This window comes from Proteus sp. TJ1640, assembly GCF_003144445.1.
GTDB lineage: Bacteria > Pseudomonadota > Gammaproteobacteria > Enterobacterales > Enterobacteriaceae > Proteus > Proteus penneri.
The window spans coordinates 185,557-211,878 of the sequence record NZ_PENY01000021.1; the positions used below are offsets into that span (position 1 = coordinate 185,557).

General features: G+C 36.3%; 21 protein-coding genes. 14 read left to right on the top strand and 7 right to left on the bottom strand.

What is annotated here, in order from left to right; genetic code table 11:
- Nucleotides 1–190 precede the first annotated feature (190 nt).
- Nucleotides 191–1,105 (top strand): cation diffusion facilitator family transporter, encoded by a 915-nt coding sequence (locus tag DK861_RS08300; protein WP_109399915.1) that lies wholly within the window; start codon nt 191–193, stop codon nt 1,103–1,105.
- Between the two features lie 72 nt (nt 1,106–1,177).
- On the opposite strand, the gene ghrB is transcribed toward DK861_RS08300, so the two are convergent.
- Nucleotides 1,178–2,137: a glyoxylate/hydroxypyruvate reductase GhrB gene (gene ghrB, locus DK861_RS08305; RefSeq protein WP_109399809.1), complete on the bottom strand. Its 960-nt coding sequence runs from the start codon at nt 2,135–2,137 to the stop codon at nt 1,178–1,180.
- Between the two features lie 571 nt (nt 2,138–2,708).
- Here ghrB and galE point away from each other — a divergent pair.
- The 10 genes from galE to DK861_RS08355 all read left to right on the top strand — a co-directional run bounded on the left by galE (nt 2,709) and on the right by DK861_RS08355 (nt 15,968).
- Nucleotides 2,709–3,725 (top strand): UDP-glucose 4-epimerase GalE, encoded by a 1,017-nt coding sequence (galE, locus tag DK861_RS08310; protein ID WP_072063327.1) that lies wholly within the window; start codon nt 2,709–2,711, stop codon nt 3,723–3,725.
- Between the two features lie 49 nt (nt 3,726–3,774).
- On the top strand, nt 3,775–4,830 hold the full coding sequence (locus DK861_RS08315; RefSeq protein ID WP_072063326.1) for a UDP-glucose--hexose-1-phosphate uridylyltransferase: 1,056 nt from the start codon (nt 3,775–3,777) through the stop codon (nt 4,828–4,830).
- Between the two features lie 135 nt (nt 4,831–4,965).
- Nucleotides 4,966–6,126 (top strand): galactokinase, encoded by a 1,161-nt coding sequence (gene galK / locus DK861_RS08320; protein ID WP_109399810.1) that lies wholly within the window; start codon nt 4,966–4,968, stop codon nt 6,124–6,126.
- Nucleotides 6,126–7,196: a galactose-1-epimerase gene (gene galM / locus DK861_RS08325; RefSeq protein ID WP_109399811.1), complete on the top strand. Its 1,071-nt coding sequence runs from the start codon at nt 6,126–6,128 to the stop codon at nt 7,194–7,196. The genes galK and galM overlap by 1 nt, the downstream gene beginning before the upstream one ends.
- A 183-nt stretch (nt 7,197–7,379) precedes the next feature.
- The gene (locus DK861_RS08330) at nt 7,380–8,393 is read left to right on the top strand and encodes a substrate-binding domain-containing protein (RefSeq protein ID WP_109399812.1); all 1,014 of its coding nucleotides are present in this window, start codon (nt 7,380–7,382) and stop codon (nt 8,391–8,393) included.
- Nucleotides 8,394–8,712: 319 nt separating this feature from the next.
- Nucleotides 8,713–10,347 carry a sodium/sugar symporter gene (locus DK861_RS08335; protein WP_072063323.1) on the top strand — a complete coding sequence of 545 codons (1,635 nt, stop codon included), beginning with the start codon at nt 8,713–8,715 and terminating at the stop codon, nt 10,345–10,347.
- Between the two features lie 255 nt (nt 10,348–10,602).
- Entirely contained in the window at nt 10,603–12,642 is a 2,040-nt protein-coding gene (locus DK861_RS08340) for an IreA family TonB-dependent siderophore receptor (protein WP_072063322.1), read from the top strand.
- Nucleotides 12,643–12,757: 115 nt separating this feature from the next.
- On the top strand, nt 12,758–13,615 hold the full coding sequence (locus DK861_RS08345; RefSeq protein ID WP_229096483.1) for an alpha/beta hydrolase-fold protein: 858 nt from the start codon (nt 12,758–12,760) through the stop codon (nt 13,613–13,615).
- Between the two features lie 392 nt (nt 13,616–14,007).
- Nucleotides 14,008–15,177: an MFS transporter gene (locus tag DK861_RS08350; RefSeq protein ID WP_109399814.1), complete on the top strand. Its 1,170-nt coding sequence runs from the start codon at nt 14,008–14,010 to the stop codon at nt 15,175–15,177.
- Between the two features lie 173 nt (nt 15,178–15,350).
- Nucleotides 15,351–15,968 (top strand): DUF1287 domain-containing protein, encoded by a 618-nt coding sequence (locus tag DK861_RS08355; protein WP_109399815.1) that lies wholly within the window; start codon nt 15,351–15,353, stop codon nt 15,966–15,968.
- Between the two features lie 462 nt (nt 15,969–16,430).
- On the opposite strand, the gene DK861_RS08360 is transcribed toward DK861_RS08355, so the two are convergent.
- A complete protein-coding gene (locus tag DK861_RS08360; RefSeq protein ID WP_072063318.1) occupies nt 16,431–16,814 on the bottom strand; it encodes a YkgJ family cysteine cluster protein in 384 nt (127 codons plus the stop codon).
- A 404-nt stretch (nt 16,815–17,218) separates the two neighbouring features.
- Nucleotides 17,219–17,563, bottom strand: coding sequence for a DMT family protein (locus tag DK861_RS08365; RefSeq protein WP_006533623.1), 345 nt, complete (start codon nt 17,561–17,563; stop codon nt 17,219–17,221).
- A gap of 288 nt (nt 17,564–17,851) precedes the next feature.
- Between DK861_RS08365 and DK861_RS08370 the strand changes: the two genes are divergently transcribed.
- On the top strand, nt 17,852–18,256 hold the full coding sequence (locus DK861_RS08370) for a lysozyme inhibitor LprI family protein (RefSeq protein WP_109399816.1): 405 nt from the start codon (nt 17,852–17,854) through the stop codon (nt 18,254–18,256).
- A gap of 122 nt (nt 18,257–18,378) precedes the next feature.
- Here DK861_RS08370 and DK861_RS08375 read toward each other — a convergent pair whose 3' ends face one another.
- The 4 genes from DK861_RS08375 to DK861_RS08390 all read right to left on the bottom strand — a co-directional run bounded on the left by DK861_RS08375 (nt 18,379) and on the right by DK861_RS08390 (nt 22,884).
- Complete coding sequence (locus DK861_RS08375) at nt 18,379–19,083, bottom strand: lactate utilization protein C (protein WP_109399817.1); 705 nt, start codon at nt 19,081–19,083, stop codon at nt 18,379–18,381.
- Nucleotide 19,084: 1 nt separating this feature from the next.
- The gene (locus DK861_RS08380; RefSeq protein ID WP_072063315.1) at nt 19,085–20,506 is read right to left on the bottom strand and encodes a LutB/LldF family L-lactate oxidation iron-sulfur protein; all 1,422 of its coding nucleotides are present in this window, start codon (nt 20,504–20,506) and stop codon (nt 19,085–19,087) included.
- Nucleotides 20,507–20,519: 13 nt separating this feature from the next.
- Nucleotides 20,520–21,239 carry a (Fe-S)-binding protein gene (locus tag DK861_RS08385; protein ID WP_072063314.1) on the bottom strand — a complete coding sequence of 240 codons (720 nt, stop codon included), beginning with the start codon at nt 21,237–21,239 and terminating at the stop codon, nt 20,520–20,522.
- A gap of 118 nt (nt 21,240–21,357) precedes the next feature.
- A complete protein-coding gene (locus DK861_RS08390; protein WP_006533616.1) occupies nt 21,358–22,884 on the bottom strand; it encodes an L-lactate permease in 1,527 nt (508 codons plus the stop codon).
- Between the two features lie 1,997 nt (nt 22,885–24,881).
- Between DK861_RS08390 and DK861_RS08395 the strand changes: the two genes are divergently transcribed.
- Nucleotides 24,882–25,172: a putative quinol monooxygenase gene (locus DK861_RS08395; protein ID WP_109399818.1), complete on the top strand. Its 291-nt coding sequence runs from the start codon at nt 24,882–24,884 to the stop codon at nt 25,170–25,172.
- A gap of 198 nt (nt 25,173–25,370) precedes the next feature.
- Complete coding sequence (locus DK861_RS08400; RefSeq protein WP_072063311.1) at nt 25,371–26,270, top strand: LysR substrate-binding domain-containing protein; 900 nt, start codon at nt 25,371–25,373, stop codon at nt 26,268–26,270.
- The last annotated feature ends 52 nt before the right edge of the window (nt 26,271–26,322 follow it).

The following is a 26,322-nucleotide window of genomic DNA, read 5'->3' on the forward strand; positions in this document are numbered from 1 at the left end:
ATATGGCATATTAATAGGTAATGACATCTCAATATGATGTTTGGACAGCAATCTTAGTCCCTAAACTGGATTGTTATTCAGAGTCGTCCTTTATTCTCACCAATGAGTTATGGAACCTGAAATAACCTGTGGAACTCTATTTATCTATGGCAATAGAGTAGGCTATTTAAAACCAAATAAGATTATTATTATGACACATAATCACATTGATGATATTGAGTTGGCTCGGGCTGATAATAAGCAGTCTGAAAAATTTAAGGCAGCTAAAAAAAGTACGTTAGTGAGTGTTTTTGTCAATATCATTTTATCCATTTGGCAAATTACAGTGGGCTTTTTCTCACATTCTCAAGGTTTAATTGCTGATGGTATTCACTCACTTTCTGATCTTATTGCTGACTTTGTTGTTTTAATTGCCAATAAAGGTAGTCAGAAAAAACCTGATGCAGACCACCCTTATGGGCATTTTCGTTATGAAAACGTGGCATCACTTATTCTTGGGGTTATTTTATTAATTGTGGGTTTAGGGATGGTGTTTTCAGCCATTCATAAAATTTTAGATCCATCTACTATTCCAGAAGTTCATAGTGTTGCTTTATATGTGGCTTTACTTGCATTAGCGGCTAAAGAAGGATTATTTCGCTATATGCTTGCTGTTGCAAAGAAAGTCGACTCAAATATGTTAGTCGCAAATGCTTGGCATGCACGTTCTGATGCTGCTTCTTCGTTAGTTGTTGCGATTGGTATTATCGGAAGTTTGGCTGGATTTAAATTTTTTGACCCATTAGCTGCATTAATTGTCGGATTATTTGTTGGTCGTATGGGATGGCGTTTTACTTATCAAGCTCTACAAGATTTAATGGACAGAGGCGCTGATGAAGAAACGCTGGAAGAGATCAAACAGGTACTGGTTTCAACACCGGGTGTACAAGGTGTTCATGATTTAAAGACACGTCGTTCCGGTGATTATTTACTTGTAGATGTACATCTTGAAATCAAAGGTGATCTCACAGTCAATGAAAGTCACGAAATTGTTGTTAATGCACGTAATAATGTTTTGCAAAATAAACAGATCTTAAGTGTAATGGCTCATGTTGATCCAGCTTAAATTAAATTGAACAACTAATAAAAAAGGTAATGAAAATCTATCATTACCTTTTTTATACTTTAAATTACTACTTTAAAAATTGACGCAGTTTTCTTTTACTTGATTACTTAGCGCTGCAATCAGATTATCTACGGCACATTCCGCCATCGCATAGCGAGTCTCTTTTGTTGCAGAGCCGATATGTGGAACAGCCACCACATTCTTCATTGTTAATAAAGGTGAAGATGAAGATAGAGGCTCTTTTTCAAAAACATCCAGTCCAGCACCTGCGATCTCTTTTTGTTCTAATGCACTGATTAGTGCCAATTCGTCCACTACAGCTCCGCGCCCTGCATTAATTAAATAAGCATCAGATTTCATCATCAAAAATTGTTTTTTCCCCATTAAATGATGCGTTTCTGGTGTTAATGGCAACGTGATACAAACGAAATCAGATTGTTGTAATAAGGCCTCTAAAGAGCAATGCTTTGCTGCAAATTTATTGTTTGCTTCTGTATGTTCTGTTCGTGAGTAATAAAGAATATTCATATTAAAACCAAAGTGCGCACGCTGTGCTAAGGCTTTGCCTATTCGCCCCATGCCAATAATACCCATGGTTTTATGATGAACATCAGTGCCGTACCAATCAGGTGTGATACTTTTAACCCATAAACCTTGTTTAACATTATCAGCAAGTTCAGGAATACGTCTTGCTACAGCAAGGACTAACCCCATCATGGTATCTGCAACAGTGTCTGTTAATACAGTTGGAGTATGCATTAGTTTAATATTACGTTTGGTGAGTGCATTAACGTCAACATTATCATAGCCTACAGAAACCGTTGAAACGGCTTTTAAATGAGGTGCTTGGTTAATAAAATTTTCATCGATATTGCCACCTGCACCGAGTAATCCAGAGGCATTAGCAAGTGCTAAACGGAAGTCGTTAGAGTCTAAAGAGAGTGTTTTAAATTGTCTGATATCAGCAAAATCAGATAGTTTGTTGTACAGTTTTTCGGGCAGATCTTGGTAGAGCAAGACAGTCGGTTTCATTATGTTCTCCATACTCGATACTCGTCATACTTCAGCGTTCATTCGCACTAGTCTCACATACTACTGTATGCTCCTAGCGACTCATTTACTTGTCGCCTAGCTACACCTTGAATTATTTAGAGTATATATTCAATGTGTTTATTAACGGTGCTTATTAATGGTGACTATTGCATGTAGTCGTTGACCCGTTTTTCTCCGAATTATTTAAAGGGGAGTGTTCTTACTCCGCTTAAACATATTAGCGGAGAAGTTAATAAGGTATGATAAAACCCATTGAATGTCAGTCTTATCATGTAATTTACTGATTAATTGAAATGTAACCGTTTACTTTAAGTAGGTGTTTATTTTAGAGATAAATAGGTGGGATGTATTATGTATTTTATTAACTTACTGTAATGCAATCCTAAATTAAGATGTTGTATTAAAATTTAAAGCGTATCAAAAGGGTGTAAACGTTTACACTAAATGTCGGTTTGATCACGAAATAATTTTGTTGATCTTGCTAAACTCTGTGTCAGTGAACAGAAACCGTCTTGCGCTTTTCCTTTGAATTGAATCAAAAGAGGTGAATGTGGAAATATTAGTAACGGGTGGTATGGGATATATCGGTAGTCATACTTGCGTACAAATGATCGAAGCGGGAATGACACCGATTGTTTTAGATAACCTTAGCAATGCGAATGAAGAAGTACTTAATCGTGTTGAAGCCTTAACAGGTAAACGCCCTCTGTTTTATAACGGTGATATTCGTGATGGCCAGCTACTAGCATCAATTTTTGCGAAGCATTCTATTCAGTCTGTTATTCATTTCGCGGGATTGAAAGCGGTCGGTGAATCTGTTCAGAAGCCAATTGAGTATTACGATAACAATGTGAATGGCACATTGGTGCTAGTGCGTTGTATGCGTGATGCGGGCGTAAAAAGCATTATTTTTAGCTCATCTGCAACCGTTTATGGTGATCCTCAAACGGTTCCTATTACTGAAGATTCGCCAGTAGGAGGGACGACTAACCCTTATGGCACCAGTAAATATATGGTTGAGCGTATTTTATCTGACTTATTTGTTGCTGATGAAAGTTGGTCTATTAGTTTACTGCGTTATTTTAACCCAGTAGGGGCGCATCCATCAGGTACGATGGGCGAAGATCCTAAAGGTATTCCAAATAACTTAACCCCTTATATTTCTCAAGTGGCAATTGGTCGTCGTGAACAAGTCGCTGTTTTTGGTAATGATTACCCAACAAAAGACGGTACAGGCGTTCGCGATTATATCCACGTTATGGATCTGGCTGATGGTCATATCGCAGCATTAAATGAATTAGGTAAAAAAGCGGGCTTACATATTTATAATTTGGGAACAGGTAATGGTACTAGTGTGATTGAAATGATTGAAGCATTTCGTAAAGCTAGCGGTAAACCTATTCCTTATCAATTACAAGCTCGTCGTCCTGGTGATATTGCAGAATGTTGGTCAAGCCCAGCCAAAGCAGAGAAAGATTTACATTGGAAAGCTATTCGTTCAATTGATGATATGGCTGCGGATGCTTGGCGTTGGCAGTTACAAAACCCAAATGGTTATCTGAAATAAGATTTAAAGTAAGTATTCAGATAATCTTGAATAAATAAGAGAGAAGGTTATGTCGAAACTGATTTTTGATCCTGTTGAACATCCTCATCGTCGTTATAATCCGCTAACGGGTCAGTGGATTTTAGTTTCACCACATAGAGCGAAACGACCTTGGAATGGTAAAGATGAAAAGCCTCAGATTGCGACACTTCCCTCTTATGATCCGCATTGTTATTTGTGTCCAAATAACATCCGTGTTTCCGGTGATAAGAATCCCGATTACACAGGAACGTATGTCTTTAATAATGACCATTCTGCGTTGTTGCAAGATGAATATGATGTTGAGCCTTCATCAAACCCTTTATTTCAAACTCAAGCAGTAAGAGGAATTAGTCGAGTTGTCTGTTTTTCGCCTGATCATGGAAAAACGATCCCTGAATTGCCCGTCAGTAGCTTACGTAAAATTGTTGATACTTGGGATAACCAAATAAAAGAGCTCAGTAAAGAATACCTTTGGGTTCAAGTCTTCGAGAATAAAGGCGAAACGATGGGATGCTCTCAACCTCATCCTCATGGACAGATTTGGGCGAGTGATTTCTTACCTAATGAATTAGCGCGAAAAGATACGCAATTAAAATCTTATTTTGAAAAATATGGACGCAATCTATTAATCGATTATGTTGATGCTGAATGTAAAGATGCAAGTCGTACCGTAGTTGAAACAGAACATTGGCTGGCAGTAGTGCCTTATTGGGCTTCTTGGCCTTATGAAACGATGTTGTTACCTAAAGTGCATATTCGAAGAATGAGTGAATTAAATAGTGCTCAACGAGATGATCTTGCTATTGCAATGAAAAAATTAACCAGCCGTTATGATAATTTATTCCATTGTTCTTTTCCTTATTCAATGGGATGGCATTTTGCGCCTTCTTTTAAAGATGAGAGAAATATCGATCACTGGCAATTACATGCGCTTTACTATCCGCCACTATTACGTTCAGCCACTGTACGTAAATTTATGGTGGGATATGAAATGCTGGCAGAATCACAAAGAGATCTAACGCCAGAACAAGCCGCGAATAATTTACGTCAAGTAAGTGATATTCATTATAAAGAGCAACATTAATGATCTGCGATATGGTAAGGTATTTTAATTAATCTGCTTTTTATTGAGCACGAAATAAATTAAATCAAACATCTCATTATTTACATAATGATGTGATGGGGTTTCTATTACTTAATTTTAAGCTAAGGATTTATTATGCAGGCACTTATTAATAATGTGACTCGTTCATTTTCAACTATTTTTGGTTACGCGCCTACACATTTTATTCAAGCGCCAGGTAGGGTAAATCTTATTGGCGAACATACTGATTATAATGATGGTTTTGTTTTACCTTGTGCAATTAATTATCAAATGGTCGTTGCAGCGGCAAAACGAGAAGATAATACTATCCGTGTCATAGCGGTTGATTACCAAAATGATGTTGATGAATTTAGCCTCGATAATACCATTGAGTTTTTACCTAATAAAATGTGGGCTAATTACGTTCGTGGTGTTATTCATTTTCTACAAAAAGATAACTACTCTTTTCATGGTATGGATATTGCGATATCCGGAAATGTCCCTCAAGGTGCTGGGTTAAGTTCTTCTGCTGCATTAGAAGTTGCCATTGGCCAAACGCTTAAAACACTTTATCAATTACCTATTAGCCAAAAAGAGATTGCATTAAATGGCCAAAAAGCAGAAAACCAATTTGTTGGTTGTAATTGTGGCATTATGGATCAGCTTATTTCGGCTTGTGGTGAAGAAAATCATGCACTATTAATCGATTGTCGCTCATTAGAAACGTCAGCGGTAACAATGCCCGAAAATATGGTTGTGATGATTATCAATACCAATAAAAAGCGTGGTTTAGTGGATAGTGAGTACAATACCCGTCGTCAACAGTGTGAAGAAGCTGCTCGTATTCTAAATGTGGCTGCATTAAGAGATGCCACATTAGATGATTTAGTTGCAAAAAAATCATTAATGAGCGAAGTGGTTTATCGTCGGGCACGTCATGTTATCACTGAAAATGATCGTACATTAGATGCTGCAGAAGCCTTACGCCATGGTGATTTAAGTACATTGAGTAAGTTAATGATGCAATCACATCTCTCAATGCGCGATGATTTTGAAATCACAGTTAAAGAGGTTGATTCATTGGTTGAAATCGTGAAATCGGTGATTGGTGATTGTGGTGGCGTAAGAATGACGGGTGGTGGATTTGGTGGTTGTGTCGTAGCATTAGTGACACCAGATTTAGTTGATAAAGTCGTTGACTCTGTTAAGGCGCAATACGAAGCTAAAACGGGATTAAAAGAAACTATCTATGTCTGCTCTGCAAGCCAAGGAGCGGGCTATTCGGAGGCAAAATAATGGCGACTAATGAGCTTCGCTTTCTTGAACCTGAACAAATGACAGCACAACCTGCATCAGATGGAAAACCTGCACAAGTGGTCGTGCTTAAAAATCGTTTTGGTATGTCTATCTCTTTAATGGATATTGGAGCAACTTGGTTAACCTGTATTGTAGCGGTTAATGGATATCGTCGGGATGTGTTATTAGGCTCTGCGGATATGAATGCCCATAAACAACAAACCGCGTATTTTGGCGCAACGGTTGGACGTTTTGCTAATCGTATTGCAGGGGCCAAGTTTGTATTAGAGGGGCAAGAATATAAAATTAGTGCTAATGAGGGCAAAAATACCTTACATGGCGGTAAGCAAAACTTTAGCCATCTTCGCTGGGGGATCACGGCGCAATCTTCGCAATCTGTCACTTTTTCACTAATTTCTAGTGATGGTGACCAAGGTTTTCCCGGTACGGTAAAAGTAAGTGTGACCTATACACTGACAGATAATAATGAAGTATGTATTGATTATCAGGCGATGAGTGATAAAACTACGCCATTAAGTTTAACTAATCATGCATATTTCAACCTTGCGGGCGAACATACTGAGCGCACCGCGCTTGAGCATGATTTAAAAATTTGTGCGACTCATTATTTAAAAAATGGTAAAGGCAATATTCCTACGGGTGAGTTTGCAAGCGTAGCTGGAACTGGGTTTGATTTTTGTAAATTAAAACGTGTTGGCCTTGATTTTATGGCAGATGAATGTCAAAAAGCCGCAAATGGTTACGATCATGCATTTATTTTAGATAAAAAAGCGATTGAGGATAAAAAGCCCGTTGCGACCGTTATTGCCCCTGAAGGCGAACTTAAAATGGATGTTTTTACAACCATGCCTTCTGTCCAATTCTATACAGGTAACTTTCTGGCAGGAACAAGAGGAAAGAGTCGCCATTACGGTAATTACTCAGGATTGGCATTAGAAACACAATATTTTCCAGATGGCCCTAATCATCCTGAATGGCATGAAAACCAAGGTGTTTTACCTGCCAATACAGCATGGAATAGCCAAACAATCTATAAGTTTTACTCGTAATAACAAAAGGAAAGTGTAAACGCTTTCCTTTTCACTATTTATTTGATCTTTTTACTTTTTAAATTTCACTTCTTCGCTGATAATCAAGCCTCTTAAATTCTATTATTCTCTTTTTTCTTTGTTTGTAGATTAACGGCTCGTTATTTCTTAACCATGAATAAAGGTGATCCATAAGGAGTGGATATGGCGACTATCAAAGATGTAGCGAAAGAAGCGGGTGTTTCTGTCGCGACGGTATCTAGAGTCATAAATAACTCGCCGAAAGCTAGTCAAACATCTATCGAAACCGTTAATGCAGCGATGCAAAAACTGGGCTATCGACCTAATGCGGCAGCAAGGGCGTTGGTTAGTCAAAGTACGCAAACTTTGGGGGTTTTAGTGCATGACGTTTCTGATCCCTTTTTTGGTACACTCGTTAAAGCGGTTGATAACGTTGCAAGACAATCAGGGAAACATATCTTAGTCTGTAATGGTTATCATGATGCTCAAGATGAGCGACAAGCTATTGAGTTATTGATTAATAGCCGCTGCGATGGCCTTGTTATTCATTCAAAAGCCCTCTCTGATAAAGAGTTACTGGCTTATGCGCATGAAGTTAAAAGCATGGTATTGATTAACCGTTTTATTCCTGAAATTGCCGAACGTTGTGTCGCTTTAGATAATTATAAAGGGGCATGGATGGCAACAGAGCATCTTATTCGTCAAGGGCATACTAAAATCGCGTATATTTCATCTACTCATCATATTGAAGATACAACTCAGCGCCTTGCTGGTTATAAAGCTGCATTAGAAGCTAATAATATCTCATTGCCTGAAAGCTATATTGAGTATGGCGAGCCGGAAGGTGAAGGGGGGGAAAAAGCCATGATGCATTTGCTAACAAAATCAATTGATTTTACAGCAGTAGTGACTTACAACGATTTTATGGCCGCTGGGGCTTTATCTGTTCTTGATGAAAATGAAATCCCTGTACCTGAAAAAATCTCAGTTATTGGCTTTGATGATGTCTTAATTGCACGCTATATTCACCCTCGTTTAACCACGGTGCGTTATCCTGTACAAATGATGGCAGAGCAAGCCGCAACACTTGCTATCAGGCTTTCTAAAGGTGAAATCCTCGAACAAAAACAACGTATTTTTTCACCCACATTAGTTCAACGTAATTCTGTTTTTAATCTTAGTCACCTCTCTAAATAACCTTATTTACTTTTTAATCTAGTCTATCCTCTTAATGGTTTTCACATTAAGAGGTCAAACTTAATTAACCTGTGTAATCGTTATCATTTTAAGGCCTTTTTCAACGATTATTTGAGAGTCTGAAATTTATTAAATAAAGCTATCATTGTATTTTAAGCTTAAATTTTGCTTTACTCGCCATGGTAATCGTTTGTTTTCTTATTTTGTGATCCATTTACGTAACATAAGCGATAAATTTGTGAACGGAGTAACGGAAAAAGATTGTGAAAACGTTTACATTTAAAATCTACTCTCTCTATGGGTCTGAAAGGAAAATATTATGCATACAGAAGGTGTTGGATTAAGCACAATAGACTATGCAATTTTTGCCCTCTATGTCGTCATCATTATTAGTCTAGGATTGTGGGTTTCTCGTTCAAAGGATGGTGAGAAAAAAGGAACAAAGGATTATTTCTTAGCAGGTAAAACCCTTCCTTGGTGGGCAATTGGTTCTTCGCTTATTGCCGCGAATATTTCAGCAGAACAATTTATTGGTATGTCAGGTTCTGGTTTCTCCATTGGTCTTGCTATCGCCTCTTATGAATGGATGGCAGCGCTGACATTAATTATTGTTGCTAAATACTTTTTACCTGTCTTTATCGAAAAAGGTATTTATACCATTCCAGAATTTGTCGAGAATCGCTTTAAAAGCCGTAATTTAAAAACCATTCTTGCCGTGTTCTGGTTGGCATTGTTTATCTTTGTTAACTTAACATCGGTACTTTATTTAGGTTCATTGGCATTAGAAACCATCTTAGGTGTACCAATGATGTATGCCATTATTGGTTTAGCATTATTTGCGGTTATCTATTCACTTTATGGTGGACTTTCTGCTGTTGCATGGACAGACGTAGTACAAGTGTTCTTCCTTATCCTTGGTGGTTTATTTACCTCGGTATTAGCGGTCAGCTATATCGGTGGTGATGGTGGGATCATGGAAGGCTTAAGCAAAATGACACAAGCCGCGCCAGATCACTTTAAAATGATCTTAGAAAAAGATAACCCGCAGTTTATGAACTTACCGGGTATCGCTGTGCTAATTGGTGGTTTATGGGTTGCTAACCTTTATTATTGGGGCTTTAACCAATATATTATTCAGCGTGCCTTAGCTGCTAAATCTATCAATGAAGCACAAAAAGGACTCGTGTTTGCTGCATTCTTAAAATTAATTGTTCCTGTTCTTGTGGTTGTTCCGGGAATTGCTGCATTTGTTATTACAACTAACCCTGAATTAATGGCGGGCTTAGGGACAATGGCACAAGCGCATATTCCAACGTTGTCGCAAGCAGATAAAGCCTATCCTTGGTTAACTCAGTTCTTACCAGTAGGTGCAAAAGGTGTTGTTTTTGCTGCACTTGCTGCTGCAATAGTTTCATCTTTGGCCTCTATGCTTAACTCTATCGCGACTATCTTCACGATGGATATTTATAAAGAATATGTCGGGCCTAAAGCTTCTGAAACGCGCTTAGTGAATGTGGGGCGTATCAGTGCGGTTATTGCTCTGATTATTGCTTGTTTTATCGCACCATTATTGGGTGGTATCGATCAGGCATTCCAATATATTCAAGAATATACTGGCTTAGTAAGTCCAGGTATTTTAGCTGTATTCCTATTAGGCTTATTCTGGAAAAAAACAAACGCAAAAGGTGCGATTATTGGTGTGGTCTTATCTATACCGTTTGCTCTATTCCTAAAATTAATGCCTTTAGGTATGCCATTCCTTGATCAAATGATGTACACCTTTATGTTTACAACCGTCGTGATTGGTTTAGTGAGCTTAACCTCAACGAAAACAGATGACAGCGTAGGGGCGATTACATTAACAGATAAAACCTTTAAAACACAAAGCGGATTTAACATCGCTTCCTATGCCATCATGGTCATATTATGTGTGCTTTATGCTGTGTTCTGGTAATAACAGTGTGATGATTTGTTGATCCGTTAAATCTATAAATATCCTACAAAAGAAGAAAGCAGAGGGTTAATACCTTCTGCTTTTTTTATGTTTGAATTGTTTACAAAGAGGTCTAGCGAAAATGGTGATGATTTACTTTGATACAGATTAAAAAAAAACACCAAATATGAAAAGAAAATCATTCTCATGAATATTTGATTAAGTTAATATTAATCATTCTCATTACTATAACTGTTATTAATTCAGGGAACCACTATGAACTTTAAAATGGGTGTTTTAACCGCCTGTATTTTATCTGCCTCTTACCCGCTGTATGCACAAGAAAATAAAGAAGAGAAACTTGTTGTATCAGCATCAGGGTTTGCTCAACAAATTACAGATGCACCAGCAAGTATCACCGTGATTAGCAAAGAACAACTCGCAAAAAAACCGGTTCATGATTTAGCCGATGCCGTAAAAGGTGTTGAAGGTGTTAGCATTAACGGTAATGCCAACAAACAAGAAATCACGATGCGTGGTTTACCGGGTGAATACACACTTATTCTTGTTGATGGTCGCCGTCAAAATAGCCGCGAGTCGCGCCCAAATGGGAGTGGTGGTTATGAAGGTGGCTTTATTCCACCCGCAGATGCGATTGAACGAATAGAAGTGATTCGTGGGCCCATGTCATCTCTGTATGGTTCAGATGCAATGGGTGGTGTTATCAATATCATCACTAAACCAGTAACAAAAGAGTGGCATGGCTCTGTTGCACTTGGCGGTACATTACAACATAACCGTGATGCAGGTGATTCTATTAATGGTGATTTTTATCTTTCGGGGCCTTTAATTGAAGATAAATTAGGCTTACAGCTTTATGGCAGTAGCTACTTACGTGCAGAAGATAAAATCACTTATGGGCAAGGTCGTAATGACAATAAAAATATTACGGCAAAATTGGCATTTACACCGACTGATAATCAAACCATTTTATTAGAAGCAGGTCGTAATACGTTACAACGCACAACGACACCGGGTAAATCCATGAGTGAATTTACCAATCGCGGTGGGCGTCTTGATAAAAACAAGATGTTAGAAACCAATAATGATCGTAACCATTGGGCATTAACTTATAAAAATCAGTTTGATATTCTTCACTCTGAATTAAGTGTTTATCAAGAACAAACTAAACGTATTCAAAAAACCGAAGCCGTTGATAAGGCGACGGGAAATAGCTATAAATATTACGAAGATCGTCGCCCTGAGATCACTAATACCGTTTTTGATGCAAAATTTACCGCGTTTTTACCTTCAAATGTGATGACCTTTGGTGGTCAATATCAATATTCACGTTTAAAAGATGAATCGTCTCTTGGTGGCAAAGATATAAAACAATCGACCATTACGGCTGATCAAAAAGCGTTATTTATTGAAGATGAATATAGCGTTACGGATGATTTAGCATTGACGGGAGGTGTGCGTCTTGATGATCACGAGTATTACGGTAATCACTGGAGCCCAAGAGCCTATGCCGTTTATCATTTAACAGATGAATTGACTTTAAAAGGTGGTGTAGCGAAAGCCTTTAAAGCGCCAAGCCTGCGTGAAATCAGCCCAGAATATGGCACCTCAACCGATAAAGGCCATGCAATTATGTATGGTAATCGTGATTTAAAACCTGAAACTTCAGTTAGCCAAGAAATTGGTATTGGTTATGATAACGGGGATGGCGTTACTGCAAGTGTGACTTTCTTTAATACGGATTTTAAAGATAAGTTAACGAATTACAAAACTGCTGAGAAAGATCCAATCACTGGATTAGATTTATATCAGTATGACAATGTAGGAAAGGCGAATATTAAAGGAATTGAAACCGCGATTGGTTTCCCTATTGCTGAAAGCTGGCATATTAATGCGAACTACACCTATATTGATTCAGAACGTAAAAGTGATGACGAAAAGCTAGCTTCTGGTGAGTCATTAAAAGGATATCCACTAGATATGACGCCTAAACACAGTGCCAACGCACGCGTGGATTGGCAGTTTGATGAAGCGACTAGTTTTTATGCCAATACCGCTTATACGGGCAAACAAATTTGGGCAGCACAACGAAATAGCCATTCAGGTGCACGTTATCGTAGTGGGTACACAACCTTTGATTTAGGGATGACCTACAACTTTAATAAAAATACCATGTTTAACTTCGCAGTATTAAATATTACAGATGAAACAGGGCCTGCTGTAAATGATAAAGGCGGTAACTGGGTAGTTGATGAAGGACGTCGTTATTGGGCGAATATTAAATATAGTTTCTAATTGAGCCTAAATTGAAATAAACCCCGTATTTTATATGGGGTTTATTTTTTATCACTTTCTATTATTTTCAGTTTAACTGTTCACCTTTTTATATTACTGACAGAGTATCTGATTTATGCGAATACTAATGTTATGTGGAATGATTATGTTATCTGCGGTTGCTCAAGCTAGACCTAACCAAGAAGTGCCTAAAATTGAAGAACAAGCACAATCTTATTATCAAATCACACAAAAAGAAGTGGCATATGAAGGAAAGCAATATCGTCTCTTTCTTGCTATTCCTAAAAATACCACTAAGGCAGCGCTCATTTATAGTGTTGATGGAAATGCGCAGTTTCCATTGATGATAAACGAAGCTATAAAGCAGAAAAATAAACCGCTACCTGCAATTATTAGTGTGGGGTATGTGGGTGATAAAGCTTATTTTATTACAGAGAGAACGCATGACTATACGCCGAGTGTAAAAGGAGAGGCATTTAATCAAGGCGGAAATGCAGAGAGTTTTTATCATTTTATCCTAATGCAAGTCAGGCCTTATGCGTTTGAACAACTCGCGAAAGAGAATATTTCAGTTACCCAGCAATCTCTTTTTGGTCACTCTTTTGGCGGTGTATTTACGCTATATGTTTTATTTAATCATCCAGAAACGTTTCAACGTTATATAGCAGCAAGCCCTTCTTTATGGTGGGGAAACGGTGAGTGGGTAAAAAAAGAACAATGGCAAGCTATTCCTGATGATATTTCTATTACAATAACGCTAGGTGAAAAAGAAGAAAAACCAGATTTAAGTAAATTAAGTGAAGAACAACAAAAGAATTATCAAGAGCGCAGTAGTTGGTTAACGCAACGCCAGTTATGCCAATATTTATTGGATGAAGGAAAACAGTGTAAATTTTATCTATTTGAAGGTAAAGGCCATGGTGGTTCAATCCCTGATGCCATAAATATTGCTTTAGAAAAAAGCGCAGAATAAACAAAAGTATCTCTTTATTTTTAGCTATCCTATAGGGCAATAATAGGATAGCTATAAGTATTTCTTATTTTACTGAATACGTATTTATCCGTAATGATTTTAATAAAAAAGGTTTATCTTTTTATTAAAATAAATATTTTAATCAAGCTATTTATTTTTTGTAGGAAAAGACGATAATTGTGAGTGATATAAATAAAATTGTTTGTTGGCATTAGATTTTATAATTTTATTTATGGCAGTTTAAGCGTTATATTCGCGTCTCCTAAATTTAGGGACGCCATCCACTGTTTTCACCTTTGTTTCTTTTATCTTTCCTAGATAAAAGAACCGCCTCTATCTGGCATCGAGAAAACAGCGCATCATCAACCGTTTTGATTGTGGAGACGAGGGTAGTGAAACAGCACACTACTTTGGTACGCAAAGGCGACAGTACATTAGTACCTGTGGCTGGGTTAACGGTATTTGCTATCGCGTCAGGCTATTTAATGAGTTTAATTCCGCTGTCTATGAGCAGTTTTGGAATGGATACACTCTATGCCAGTTGGTTAGCAAGTATTTATTTTATCGGATTATTAATAGGTTCAGTCATGATAGAACCTATTATTGCAAGAATAGGGCATCGTCTTTCTTTCGTTGTATTTTTATTATTACTGGCAGTGACTGTCGGTGTGTTGCCTTTCATGCCTTATTTATCAGCATGGATAATTTTCCGTTTTATTGGTGGTATGGCGGTCGCAGGGATATTTGTTGTTGTCGAGTCATGGCTATTAATTGGCGATAATCCTAAAGAGCGAGCTAAACGCTTAGGTTTTTATATGACCTCGCTTTATGGTGGCACAACATTAGGACAATTGGCAATTGGTGCAATTGGTACGCAAGGTGCTATCCCGTTTATGGCGATATTAGTTTTGTTATTAATCGCCGTATTACCGCCTCTGCTTTTTAAACAAGGGCAACCACAAGGACATGATCATAAAAGTTTGTCACTCAAGCAGATGAGCCGATTAAATAAAGCGGCTTTAGTGGGCTGTATGGTCTCTGGGGTGGTGATGGGCAGTATTTATGGCATGATGCCATTGGCTTTAAATCAAGGGCAATTTACAACAGACCAAATAGGTGTGCTGATGGCAGCGATTATTCTAGGTGGAATGGTGGTTCAGCCTATTATTAGCAAATTGTCTGTGATGATAAGTAAGACACTGTTATTAGCGATGATGTGTTTAGTGGGCGTTTTTGCCATGGGACTGACTTATCTTTCTAGCGATTATATGGTGCTTATTATTGCACTAGCGTTATTGGGAATGTCTTCTTTTGCACTTTATCCTATCGCTATTACATTGGCGTGTGATCATGTTAATGCAAGTTATATTGTCGCAATCACACAAGTAATGTTATTAAGTTATAGCATTGGTTCTGCCATTGGGCCTTTAGGCGCAGGAATGTTTATGGCTCAAGCTGCCAATAATGGCATTATGAACTTCTTCTTTGTGGTGTTATTAGTGACGGCGATTTATATGCTTTTTGCCAGTTTACGACGCAAAAGCCATATTGTGTTGAACTAATTATTTCTCTTAATTAGATCTCTTTCTCTTTCATTTTATTATCAGCCGAGCTAACTGTAAAAAGTCGCTCGGTTTTTTTATGTTATATTTAAAAATTAATTAAGATTCCACTTATATTTTTATACTGTGTTTTATCAGTATAAACAGATCATCCAATCCCTTCTTTAAAGATAATGGATTTAACTTTTCATGGAGATTATATAATGAGAATAATGGTACTCAGCTTTTTGCTTTTATTGATTATTCCTTTTTCAAGTGCCAAAGCAATAACGGCAGAGCAAAATAAAAAGCTGGTGGAATATGCCACTGATTTACCAAGAGCCGTAATTTATGACTCAGATTATCGCAAAATAGATTACCCAAATGGTGATGTTCCTGCTTATAAAGGAGTTTGTAGCGACGTTATTATTCGTAGTTATCGTGGAATTGATATCGATCTACAAAAATTACTGCATGAAGACATTAAAGCACATTTTTCTGCTTACCCAAGTAAAAGAATGTGGGGATTGAATAAGCCTGATACGAACATTGATCACCGTAGAGTTCCCAATTTAGAAGTCTTTTTTACACGAAAAGGAAAAGTAAAGCCGATTACAAAAAATGCAAAAGATTATGTTCCAGGCGATATTGTGAGCTGGCGTTTAGATAATGGACGGCCTCATATTGGCATTGTAGTAAATAAAAAAAGTTGGGATAACCAACGCTATCTCGTTATGCATAATATTGGATTTGGGCAAGTTGCTGAGGATGTCTTATTTTCATGGAAAATAACCGGGCATTTTACTTACTAAATAGGTAAGTGAGGAAAAATTGATATGTTTAGTTTTTTATAAAAAATAGAATAAAAATAACAACAGCAAAAATAAATATAAAAAATAATGCCCATACTGATTTTATGTAAAGTATGGGCATTATTTCTGGGAAAGAATATTTTCATCAGAAATATTCATAATTATTCCTCTAAGCCACCGAGTAACATACTAACGACAGCAGTAGAACAGATAAAAGAAAGGAAAAGGATAAAAAAAGAGCTACTGATCATAATGCCCCCCAAGTTTGTTGCTTTTTTTAAATAAAAAACCTCACTAAATAAGAGTTATTAATTAATTCCTTTATATACTAGGTTATTTAAAAATAAAGTCAAACTAACGTGTTATTTAATAATGCTTTTTTGTTCTATTATTTTATTTTTTATAAAAAATGCATATTGGGTAGTATTAAATGATCAGGAGGGGATTAACCCCTCTGATGTCTTACGCGCTGTGAGGCAATGTGATGTGAGTTAATGGCGGTAAACCATAAGCCGCTCTCGCACGATCGCAAGCTTCATTATGGATGCCATTTACCCAAGATTGTTGGAACTCACGGCAAGGAGAAGGGCGTTGCTCGTAGATAGAGCAGCTTACACACTCTCCCACCTCACCAATCAGTTTGTCACAGCGTGGTTTTTTAGAATTTGTTCCTTTCATGCAAGAGAGAAAAGGCGTTAATGGCTCTGTTAGTTCATCAGGAACCACGCCTCCACCACTTACCATTTCAGCCCAATAGAACGAAACTCTAAAATAGGCGCAACAAGCACCACAATGCATACAGGGGTTATCCTGCATATAAATAAAATCGTTAGAATGTTTGCTCATACCAGATACCATTTTATCTGACGTTAAAGTGACAAAACGCACGTTCTAAGTGTGCGGTAGTTTAAGAGAAGCAAAAAAGACAGAGAAACGATGCTTCTCTTAGAGCAATCATTATGCGCTGAATGAAAAATATTTTTCAAGAGAAATATTTCTATATGTAGAGCTTATTTATTAAAAAACAGACTATTATTTTGGAAAAATTATCTAAATAGACTATATAACTTAATGGTAAGTGATGGTGTTATTTAACCCTCCGTAAAAACCACACTATAAATAGTATTAAAAGTAATCAAAAAGTTAAGTTTTGAATAAAAAAGCCTTATCAGTTTTGATAAGGCGATAATAAAATAAGCGTAGATAATATGCTGAAAAGATGAGCTAACAATATCTATTAATTGGTTTTTCTAAAAAGGACCTTTAAAGATAAATAAAGCACCTGCACCAATTAAAAGAAAACCAATAAAGTGATTTAATGTAAAATTTTCTCCTAAATAAGTGACAGAAAAAATAGCGAAAATAGTTAATGTGATCACTTCTTGTATGGTTTTTAATTCTGCCGCACTGTAATAATTATGACCAATGCGATTTGCGGGTACAGCAAAACAGTATTCAACAAAGGCAATCAACCAGCTTAAAATAATGACAACAATAAGGGGTTTATTGCCATATTTTAGGTGTCCATACCAAGCAAATGTCATAAAAACGTTGGAAATGATGAGAAGAATAATGGGAGTGAATTTGTAGAGCATATTGGTGATACCACTGGTCGTTTTTAGTTAAAAATTGCCAATAAGAATAGTATGAGATTACTGCAAAAAAAGTGGATTTTCTATTGCTATACTAAGAAAAAAAACAGGTTTTAATTTAAAAGGTATTAATAATGTTTTTTTATAATTACTTGATTGAAATTTAAAGTTATCGAGTAATATGCGATATATCATTAAAATGATACTGTTCGCACTAATAGATGTAATATTGGCTATTTTATACATTATGTTGAGCATAAATTTTATTATAAATATCTATAAGGAGTTCGTGTGAAGATAAGTTTATTTATGATCTTCTGTAGCTTACTGACAGTTAGTTTTTTTTCTTTGGCACAAAACAAATACGATCCTTTAGCAAAATGTTATGAAGTGACTGCAAACGAGCCAAGAACAGCAGTGCAAGCTTGTTTATTGGATGAGTTAAAACTGGCAGAACAGCAAATGAATGTCATTTATGACAAAAGTAAGAGTGATCTTGAAGATACTGATTCTGTTGCAGCGAAAAGTGCCATTGATGCATTAACCAGTTCTCAACAGCATTTTATTCAATTTAGAAGCGCTGAATGCCAACGACAATCTGCATTACTAATGGGGGGAACGGGGGCAGGAGATGTTTTACTCGCATGTGAAATAAAATTGAATCAATGGAGAGCAAAAGTTTTATTAAATAATTAATTGGTAAACAATAGAGAAAACCCAAAAGCCATTAACTTATCTTTTGGGTTTGATTTGGGAGTCGATGATTGACTCAGACTGTTAGTTATTTTGTTATCGTTTTAACGTTATTTTATCTTGAATTAGCAATCTTCAATAATTAAATAAGCCGCATGAACAGGGCCATGAACCCCCCACACTTTAATCAACTCAATATCAGCAGTAGAACTTGCACCACCAATTAAATTGATACAAGACGGCATTCTCACACCTTCTTGAGCCATCTTATGTAAACGCTCAGCAATTTGAGCCACACGAGGCAAAATATCACTTTTACGTAGAATAACAATAGATGTTTCAGGTAGTAAGCTAACGGCACGTCCTTTTTCTGGTGAAGAAAATAAGACAATCCCTCCTGATTCAGTTAGGCCCGCTTCAGCAAAGACAATTCCAATTTGAGAGCGTTCAGCATGAATAATATTTTCATGACCAAGTTCTGGGTTCCAAATATAGGTTTCGTATTTTTCACTAATCGCTTTTGTCACACCTAGTGCATCTAGGCGATCATCACCACTTATTACCACTGAGCCTTTACAATCATAACTTTCACAGAGATCAATTAAGCTATTGATAAGCTCTTCTGGTTTACTAACAACACATTTCACCATTTGAGTTTGTGCAAAATCGGTAAATTCTTTGCACAATTCATCTTGAGTTAAATTAGTTAACCGTGTTTTTGCTAAATTATTTACCGGTGTAGGTTGTGGCTGTGGTTTATGAGCGATAGGACGCCCTAATTTTTCAGCAATAGTTTGCAGAAATTCATTACGGTTTTGTTCGTTTAACATATTATTTTTTTCCTTCTGCTTTATGGCGTTTAAACCAACTACGGAAGCTATAACCATCCGGTTCAGGGAGATCGCGTGATTCCATCCAATCGTTAAGAACACTGATTTTGATTGGTGTAGAACCATTTTTGATCATTAATCCCGCCATTTTCGCACCAACATTCATACCCACTTTCCAAAGAGCAGGGTGTGAATTGAGGTAGTTAAACATACCGGTGACTCGACGTTCAGCTTTGGGTGTAAGACCTGTTTCTGCCATCACTCGGCGATGTTTTAAAATGAGTTGTGCTAAAGGAATTTTGACTGGGCAAACCACATTACATGCATTACATAATGAACAAGCGTAAGGGAGATCATGGAAATCTTTATAGCCCCCTAGCAGTGGTGAAATGACCGCACCAATTGGACCTGGATAAATTGAACCATAAGCATGTCCACCAATATTACGATAAGCAGGGCATGTATTAAGACAAGCACCACAACGGATACAGCGTAAAATATCTTTAAATTGTGAGCCTAAAATTTCAGAACGACCATTGTCGACAATCACTAAATGGAATTCTTCAGGACCATCAACATTGCCAGCTTCACGTGGGCCAGTTACCCAAGTGTTATAACTGGTTAAACGAGAACCAACCGCGCTACGGCATAACATAGTAATTAATGGATCAACTTCTTCAAATGTCGGTGCCACACGTTCCATGCCCATGACTGCAATATGGGTTTTAGGTAATGTGGTGGTCATTCTGGCATTACCTTCGTTAGTGACTAAACAGACGGTGCCTGTTTCAGCTACTGCAAAGTTACAACCAGTAACGCCAATATCTGCAGAAAGGAAATCTTGTCTTATACGTTGTCTAATGAAAAGCGTCATATCTTCAGGCGTTTCACTGCCTTCATAATTGAGTTTTTCATTTAAGACTTTGCGAATTTGATAACGATCTTTGTGGATCGCAGGAACCACGATATGAGACGGTGGATCGTTATCTAATTGAAGAATATATTCACCAAGGTCAGTTTCGATGATCTCAATGCCTTCATTCTGTAAGGCTTTATTCATCCCAATTTCTTCGGTGACCATTGATTTAGATTTTACGATCTTCTTCGCGTTTTTCTTTTTGGCAACGTCACAAATGTAACGAGAGGCATCTTCTGCTGTTTTAGCAAAATAAACATGACCTCCGTTTTCTGTTACTTTTTCAGATAATTGATAGAGATAAGCATCTAAGTTTTCAAGAACATGGTTACGGATTTGTTCAGCGCGATCACGCCACTCTTCCCAATCTCCCAGCTCTTTGACCATGATTTGACGGTTAGCCCCAATACGTTCTTGCGCCATAACAACCGCATTACGCATGATTGTGTCTTTCATTTCATGTTCTAGACGAGGTCTGAAATCTATATCACTGGTTTTGATAGACATAAGCAAGCTCCCTTTATTGGCTCATTAAAACTTGTGCAATATGCAACACTTTTACAGGACGCTTTTCACGACTTAAGCGACCTTGAATGTTGATTAAGCAACTTGTATCGGCACCAATGACATAATCAGGGCTCACATCCATGATATGTTTTACTTTTTCGGTCACCATCTCACCTGAAATTTCAGACATCTTCACGGAGAATGTCCCCCCAAAGCCACAGCAGGTTTCTGAGTTTGCAAATGGCAACATTTCAAGACCTTCAACATGTTTTAATAATGTTAAAGGCTCACTTACGACACCTAATTTTCTGGTTAAACTGCAAGATGGGTGATAAACCGCTTTACCAGGAAGGCGAGCGCCAACATCAACAACACCAAGTTTGTTAACAATAAAGCTGGTTAAATCAATCAGGCGATCGGCAACACCTTGTGCCCGTAATGCCCATTGAGGTTCATCAGCAAGGTAAGTTGGATAGCCTTTAATGGCATAAGTACAGGAGCCTGCGGGTGAAATAATGGGATAGTCGTTTACTTCCAATGTTTCAATTAACGATTTCATGGCTGGTTTTGCGTTATTTACATAACCGCTATTAAGCGCTGGCTGACCACAGCAACCTTGGCGTTCTTGAAACAAGACTTCGCAGCCTAATTTTTCAAGTAACAGGACGGTGTCTCGAGCTGAATCTGCTTTCAGCACATCACCAAGACAGGTCGCATAAAAATTAACTTTCATTAATCGAACTCCAAAACATCGCTCAGATGTTGTCATTTTTACTAAAGATAAAATTCTTTTATTGATTTGTTATAAAAGGAGAAGAGGGGGAGTGAACACACTCCCTTCTCCTTATTAATTAGTTCATTAGATGATAAATAATACCGATCTTCGCCCCGAGAATAATGATATAGGCGATACAGTATTTTAAGGTTTCACGCATGATGGCGCTGCTTTGACCATCCATTTTGGTCGCTGAAACAGCAATGGCGATACTTTGTGGTGAAATCATTTTACCGCCCGTAGCACCAGAGGTATTGGCAGCAGCCAGAATAAATGGATCGATATTGAGTTTAGCGGCCGCACTGGTTTGTAACTTACCAAACAGTACGTTAGAGTTGGTGTCACTACCGGTTACGAAGGTTCCCAACGCACCGATTACTGGCGCAATAAAGATAAATCCTGCACCTGTGAAATCAACTAAGGTTTCGGCGATACTGCCAATCATGCCACTGAAATCCATGACAGTTGCCATCGCTACAATTGCTGTGATGGCAATAATAGAGTTTTTCAGTTGGATCGTCGTTTTAACCAGAACAGAGATAAGTGTTGAAACGCTTGCACCTTGAATGGTGCCGCCTACAAAGCTGGCGAGAATAATTAATACACCTGGTGTACTTAACCAAGCAATGGTTTGATATTCCGTTTGTGTCTCACTTAATACAAATGGGATCTTTGTGGATATTGAACCCGCCATGCTTTGAAGTGTAGGGAATAAAGGTGAGCACGCTAAAATAAAAATAAAGGTAAACAAGTAAATAGAACTTGCTACTAACAACTCTTTGCCCGTGTGCTTTTTGATATTTTGTTGTTTATCACCACTGTTTTTCATGCGTTTAGCAAGGAAAATAACCACAATTAAGCTGACTAAGCTACCAGCAAACGCCGGTAATTCAGCACCTAAATTAGCAGCAACGATATATTGAGGGATCAGTGTACTGATACCACACATTAAAGTAATAAATCCGACACCTTTAATTGCTTTAATTCCACCACCAGCAATGGCAACGATGACAAAAGGCAAGACGATATTAAATAATCCCAACTGAATGATAATCGTTTTACTTAGCACTAATACATCAAGCCCAGTGTTTTGTGCCAAAATTGAAACAGGAATGCCGACCGCACCAAAAGCAGTAGGAACCGTATTGGCAACTAAAGAGGCAACAGCTGCTTTAAAAGGATCAAATCCAAGTGCGATTAAAATGCCGATAGGAATAGCAACTGCAGTACCATAACCCGCAACTGCTTCAAGGAAGCCACCAAAACACCATGAGATAAGCAGAACTTGCACGCGCTTATCATCACTTATACCCGCGAGTACATCTTTCAGTACATCCATGCCACCTGTCTTTAGCATTAAGTTATAACTATAAATAGCGGCAAGAATGACGATGATGATTGGCCACAATCCTTTAACTGCACCATAAAGGACCGAGACTGAAGCAAATTGAATGGTGTTGTTCCAATGGAAAATGGCCAGCGCAACCGTTATCACTAAAGACACAAGCACGGCATGGTGAACGGCTGATTTCATTTTTAAGATCATAAAAATCAAAACCGCTAAAGGCACAATACCTAATAAGAATGATAGATAGTCGGACATGATTATTTTTATCCTTAAGTTTGCAATTTTTATCGTTTATAACTGCGTTGGCAAACCTATAAATTGGTCATCATATAATTGTGTAGGGTACTAGGTTTTATTAATGCTCTACTTTGCTGAAACGATAAATCATAAATAAAAAAAGATAGTTACCAGCCTAAACAATGAAAAACATTATCACTCATGAAATTGTTAGGCTAGATTGGTTGGCTATTGTAGGGAATATTTATTGAGATGTAATAGAATAAAATCAATTGTGTGACAAATATAAAAAAATTCCTTTTTTCTCATTATTTGCTTGTTAATTGTCGTGTTTTTTGATGTTCATCAATGTAATTGGATTGCTAATGTTGTTATCAAATTGGTTTTTGATGAAAAAAAGAACGATATTGATGGTTTTAGCTATGTAATAAAAAGATGAATTTAAGTCTAAAATGCTATTTTTTAGGATAGAAATGATTATCTATGCCTTGATTAATCATAAATTAAATTAATGTATTTGTGGGAGGGGTATTTTATTAACAAATAGGCTGAAAATTATTTATTTCAATTTTTAATTATTATAATTTTTTATTTTTTATTATTTAAATTATCGTTGGTTTTATTTTCCTAATAATATGTTTTATTGTTAAATTTATTTTTCTTTTGATTTTTTATGTTTATTTTTATTTTTTGTTTTTATATTAATTTTTTCTTTATGTTGTTTTTTTATTGTTTTTTTATTTATAATGAACGGTATTTTTTTATTATGATTATAGATGTTTTTATTTTAGTCTAAGAATATAATTTATTATTATTGATTTCTTTTTATTTTTTTTAATATAACAATGTTAATTATACAAAATTAATATTTTTATATTAATTTTTTAAGTGGATGTTAATATAATTTTCTCATCAATGATTGACTTCTTTTTGTCTCTTAATGGGCACAATGACTCGCTTTGGCACTAGATTTAATTGTAATACAAATCAGGGAGATAATGGATGTGTAATATGTAAAATAAATATAAAATGAGAATGGTTATTCTTAATGATTTTCAGTTAAAGACATAATTTAAGTGATCTTGATCGTATTTTTAAAAGTAAAAAAATTTATTTTTTCTTATTTTCATAAATGAAAAAGCATAGAATAAACCCTATGTAATAAGAGGAAAATATTTATTTAATGGTTTTTATATACCTTATTTAAAGTGTTTAAGTTAACTGTTATAGAGCAAAAATAAGATATGAAATGTTCTTGAAGTAATAGTTTCATTTTTAGATAAGATATTTGTTTTACCTAAAAATTGTCATACAAATATTGAAAGTAAAAAAATGATTGAAAAATGAGTTTGTAGATAATTATTTTTGTTTTAACTATGTAATAATTTCTCGCGAACTATTTTCTTTAGCGCGAGAGAGGGGGAAGGATATTTTTTAGCGCGATAAGCTTCAGTTACAATAAGTGATATTACGTTGAGATTATTATGGAAGTATTAATAGTGAAAAGATTATTTTCATCATTAAATAGCCCTGTTTTGATAACAGAAATCAGCGATTATGTTAGCGATGTTTTAGGATTTAACATTTGACACTATCCATTACCGTTGAAATTATTTTGCAAATACAAACAGTTTGTCTGATATTGGTAAATTTGTTTACATTTCATTGGCGATGTTGTTACACATAAAAAAAGAACAAAAGTGTGAACTAGGTTGCTTTTTTTCATTGGGATAAATGCGCGTTAATGTATAAATAGAATGCCATTGTAAAAGCTATTGTAATGACACTCGTGACAAAGTAGGGATTATTTGTTCACTACTTTGATTGAGAAGTTTTACTTAGAGACAAGGGTTAATCACCATTTCTTTGAGGTAGATCCAGTTGCTTAAATGGAAAATACTTTTGCTTAAATGGAAATAATTGGAATGAAGAATGAGATAAGAATTGTGTTAGAGTAATTTGAGTTTATTAATCAATGTACTTAACAATCTCATAGCCGAGCGATAGGATTTTATATGAACAATATCAGATTAATAGCCACTATTGTGGCAAAAGAAAATTATGAGAGTGATGTTTTGTCTGCTTGTCTGGCGATGATAAAGCCAAGTCATCAAGACGAAGGTTGTATCCAGTATGAACTTCATAAGGATACCACTCAACCAAGAACTTTTATTTTCTTTGAAATATGGGAGAACCAAAGTGCCATTGATAAACATAATGAAACGGCACATATGAAAGCATTTATTGAAAATTTAAAAGATAAAACTGATTCACTAGAGATTAAATTTATTGAGAAATTAGCTTAATGTTATTTTTTCCACAGTGAGTTAAGCAGGTATCTCATTAAGGATTACCTGCTTATTTTTTTTATATATACATTACTTATAGTGGATTATGACTAGTAACTCACTATATCTCTCTATTATTAACTTAATTGCAATAATGAAAAGATACTCGTATTCTTAAATTTCAGTGCGTTACTTAATGCTACCGAGGTTTATGATATGAAAGCAACATCAGAAGAAGCGAGAGTATTTGTTGAAGTCGTTGAACATAAAAGTTTTACAAAAGCTGCAGATAAACTGAATCTCGCTAATTCAGCGGTAAGTCGTACTGTAAAAAAATTAGAAGATAAATTAGGTGTTAATTTACTGAATAGAACAACCCGCCAAATAGCTCTTACTTCAGAAGGTGAACTTTATTTTCAGCGGATGAAAGTGATATTGCAAGAGATGCAAGCCGCTGAAAATGAGTTACATGGTACACAACGTTCCCCTAAAGGCTTATTGCGTATTGACGCTGCTACACCTGTGGTATTGCATCTTTTGATCCCTTTTATTTCTGTTTTTCGTCAACAATATCCTGATATTATTTTGTCATTAGTCTCTTCTGAAACCTTTGTTAATTTAATTGAACGTAAAGTGGATGTGGCTATACGAGTTGGTCATTTAACCGATTCAAGTTTACGTGCTCGTCCTTTATTTAATAGCCATCGCAAAATTATTGCTTCGCCAAAATATATTGAGCGAAAAGGATTTCCGACAACAGCGCAAATGTTGAGCGAACATACTTGTTTAACATTTACTGAGCCTGTTTCATTAAATACATGGCCTTTAGAAATCGAAAAAAATGTATTCATTACGGTAACGGAAGGGATATCTGCAAACAATGGCGAAACATTAAGGCAACTATGTATGAGTGGTGAAGGAATAGCTTGTTTATCTGATTTTGTGGTGAATAAAGATATTCAAGAAGGCAAACTAGTTGAACTATTTAGCGATAAAATACAATCTATGCCATTACCTTTTCATGCTGTTTATTATAGTGATCGTGTGGTGAGCCAGCGCATTCGCGTTTTTATTGATAGTTTAACTCAATATCTATCAGATACATTAAAGCTGTAACTTTTAGCACATTGATGTGCTTTATTTCTTACAATTTATCTCAATGTGATAG

Bases quoted from the DNA above. Each gene is read 5' to 3' on its own strand.
- DK861_RS08300 (WP_109399915.1), top strand. From the start codon at position 191: ATGACACATAATCACATTGATGATATTGAGTTGGCTCGGGCTGATAAT.
- ghrB (WP_109399809.1), bottom strand. From the start codon at position 2,137: ATGAAACCGACTGTCTTGCTCTACCAAGATCTGCCCGAAAAACTGTAC.
- DK861_RS08315 (WP_072063326.1), top strand. From the start codon at position 3,775: ATGTCGAAACTGATTTTTGATCCTGTTGAACATCCTCATCGTCGTTAT.
- galK (WP_109399810.1), top strand. From the start codon at position 4,966: ATGCAGGCACTTATTAATAATGTGACTCGTTCATTTTCAACTATTTTT.
- galM (WP_109399811.1), top strand. From the start codon at position 6,126: ATGGCGACTAATGAGCTTCGCTTTCTTGAACCTGAACAAATGACAGCA.
- DK861_RS08330 (WP_109399812.1), top strand. From the start codon at position 7,380: ATGGCGACTATCAAAGATGTAGCGAAAGAAGCGGGTGTTTCTGTCGCG.
- DK861_RS08335 (WP_072063323.1), top strand. From the start codon at position 8,713: ATGCATACAGAAGGTGTTGGATTAAGCACAATAGACTATGCAATTTTT.
- DK861_RS08340 (WP_072063322.1), top strand. From the start codon at position 10,603: ATGAACTTTAAAATGGGTGTTTTAACCGCCTGTATTTTATCTGCCTCT.
- DK861_RS08345 (WP_229096483.1), top strand. From the start codon at position 12,758: ATGCGAATACTAATGTTATGTGGAATGATTATGTTATCTGCGGTTGCT.
- DK861_RS08355 (WP_109399815.1), top strand. From the start codon at position 15,351: ATGGATTTAACTTTTCATGGAGATTATATAATGAGAATAATGGTACTC.
- DK861_RS08360 (WP_072063318.1), bottom strand. From the start codon at position 16,814: ATGAGCAAACATTCTAACGATTTTATTTATATGCAGGATAACCCCTGT.
- DK861_RS08365 (WP_006533623.1), bottom strand. From the start codon at position 17,563: ATGCTCTACAAATTCACTCCCATTATTCTTCTCATCATTTCCAACGTT.
- DK861_RS08375 (WP_109399817.1), bottom strand. From the start codon at position 19,083: ATGTTAAACGAACAAAACCGTAATGAATTTCTGCAAACTATTGCTGAA.
- DK861_RS08380 (WP_072063315.1), bottom strand. From the start codon at position 20,506: ATGTCTATCAAAACCAGTGATATAGATTTCAGACCTCGTCTAGAACAT.
- DK861_RS08385 (WP_072063314.1), bottom strand. From the start codon at position 21,239: ATGAAAGTTAATTTTTATGCGACCTGTCTTGGTGATGTGCTGAAAGCA.
- DK861_RS08390 (WP_006533616.1), bottom strand. From the start codon at position 22,884: ATGTCCGACTATCTATCATTCTTATTAGGTATTGTGCCTTTAGCGGTT.
- DK861_RS08395 (WP_109399818.1), top strand. From the start codon at position 24,882: ATGAACAATATCAGATTAATAGCCACTATTGTGGCAAAAGAAAATTAT.
- DK861_RS08400 (WP_072063311.1), top strand. From the start codon at position 25,371: ATGAAAGCAACATCAGAAGAAGCGAGAGTATTTGTTGAAGTCGTTGAA.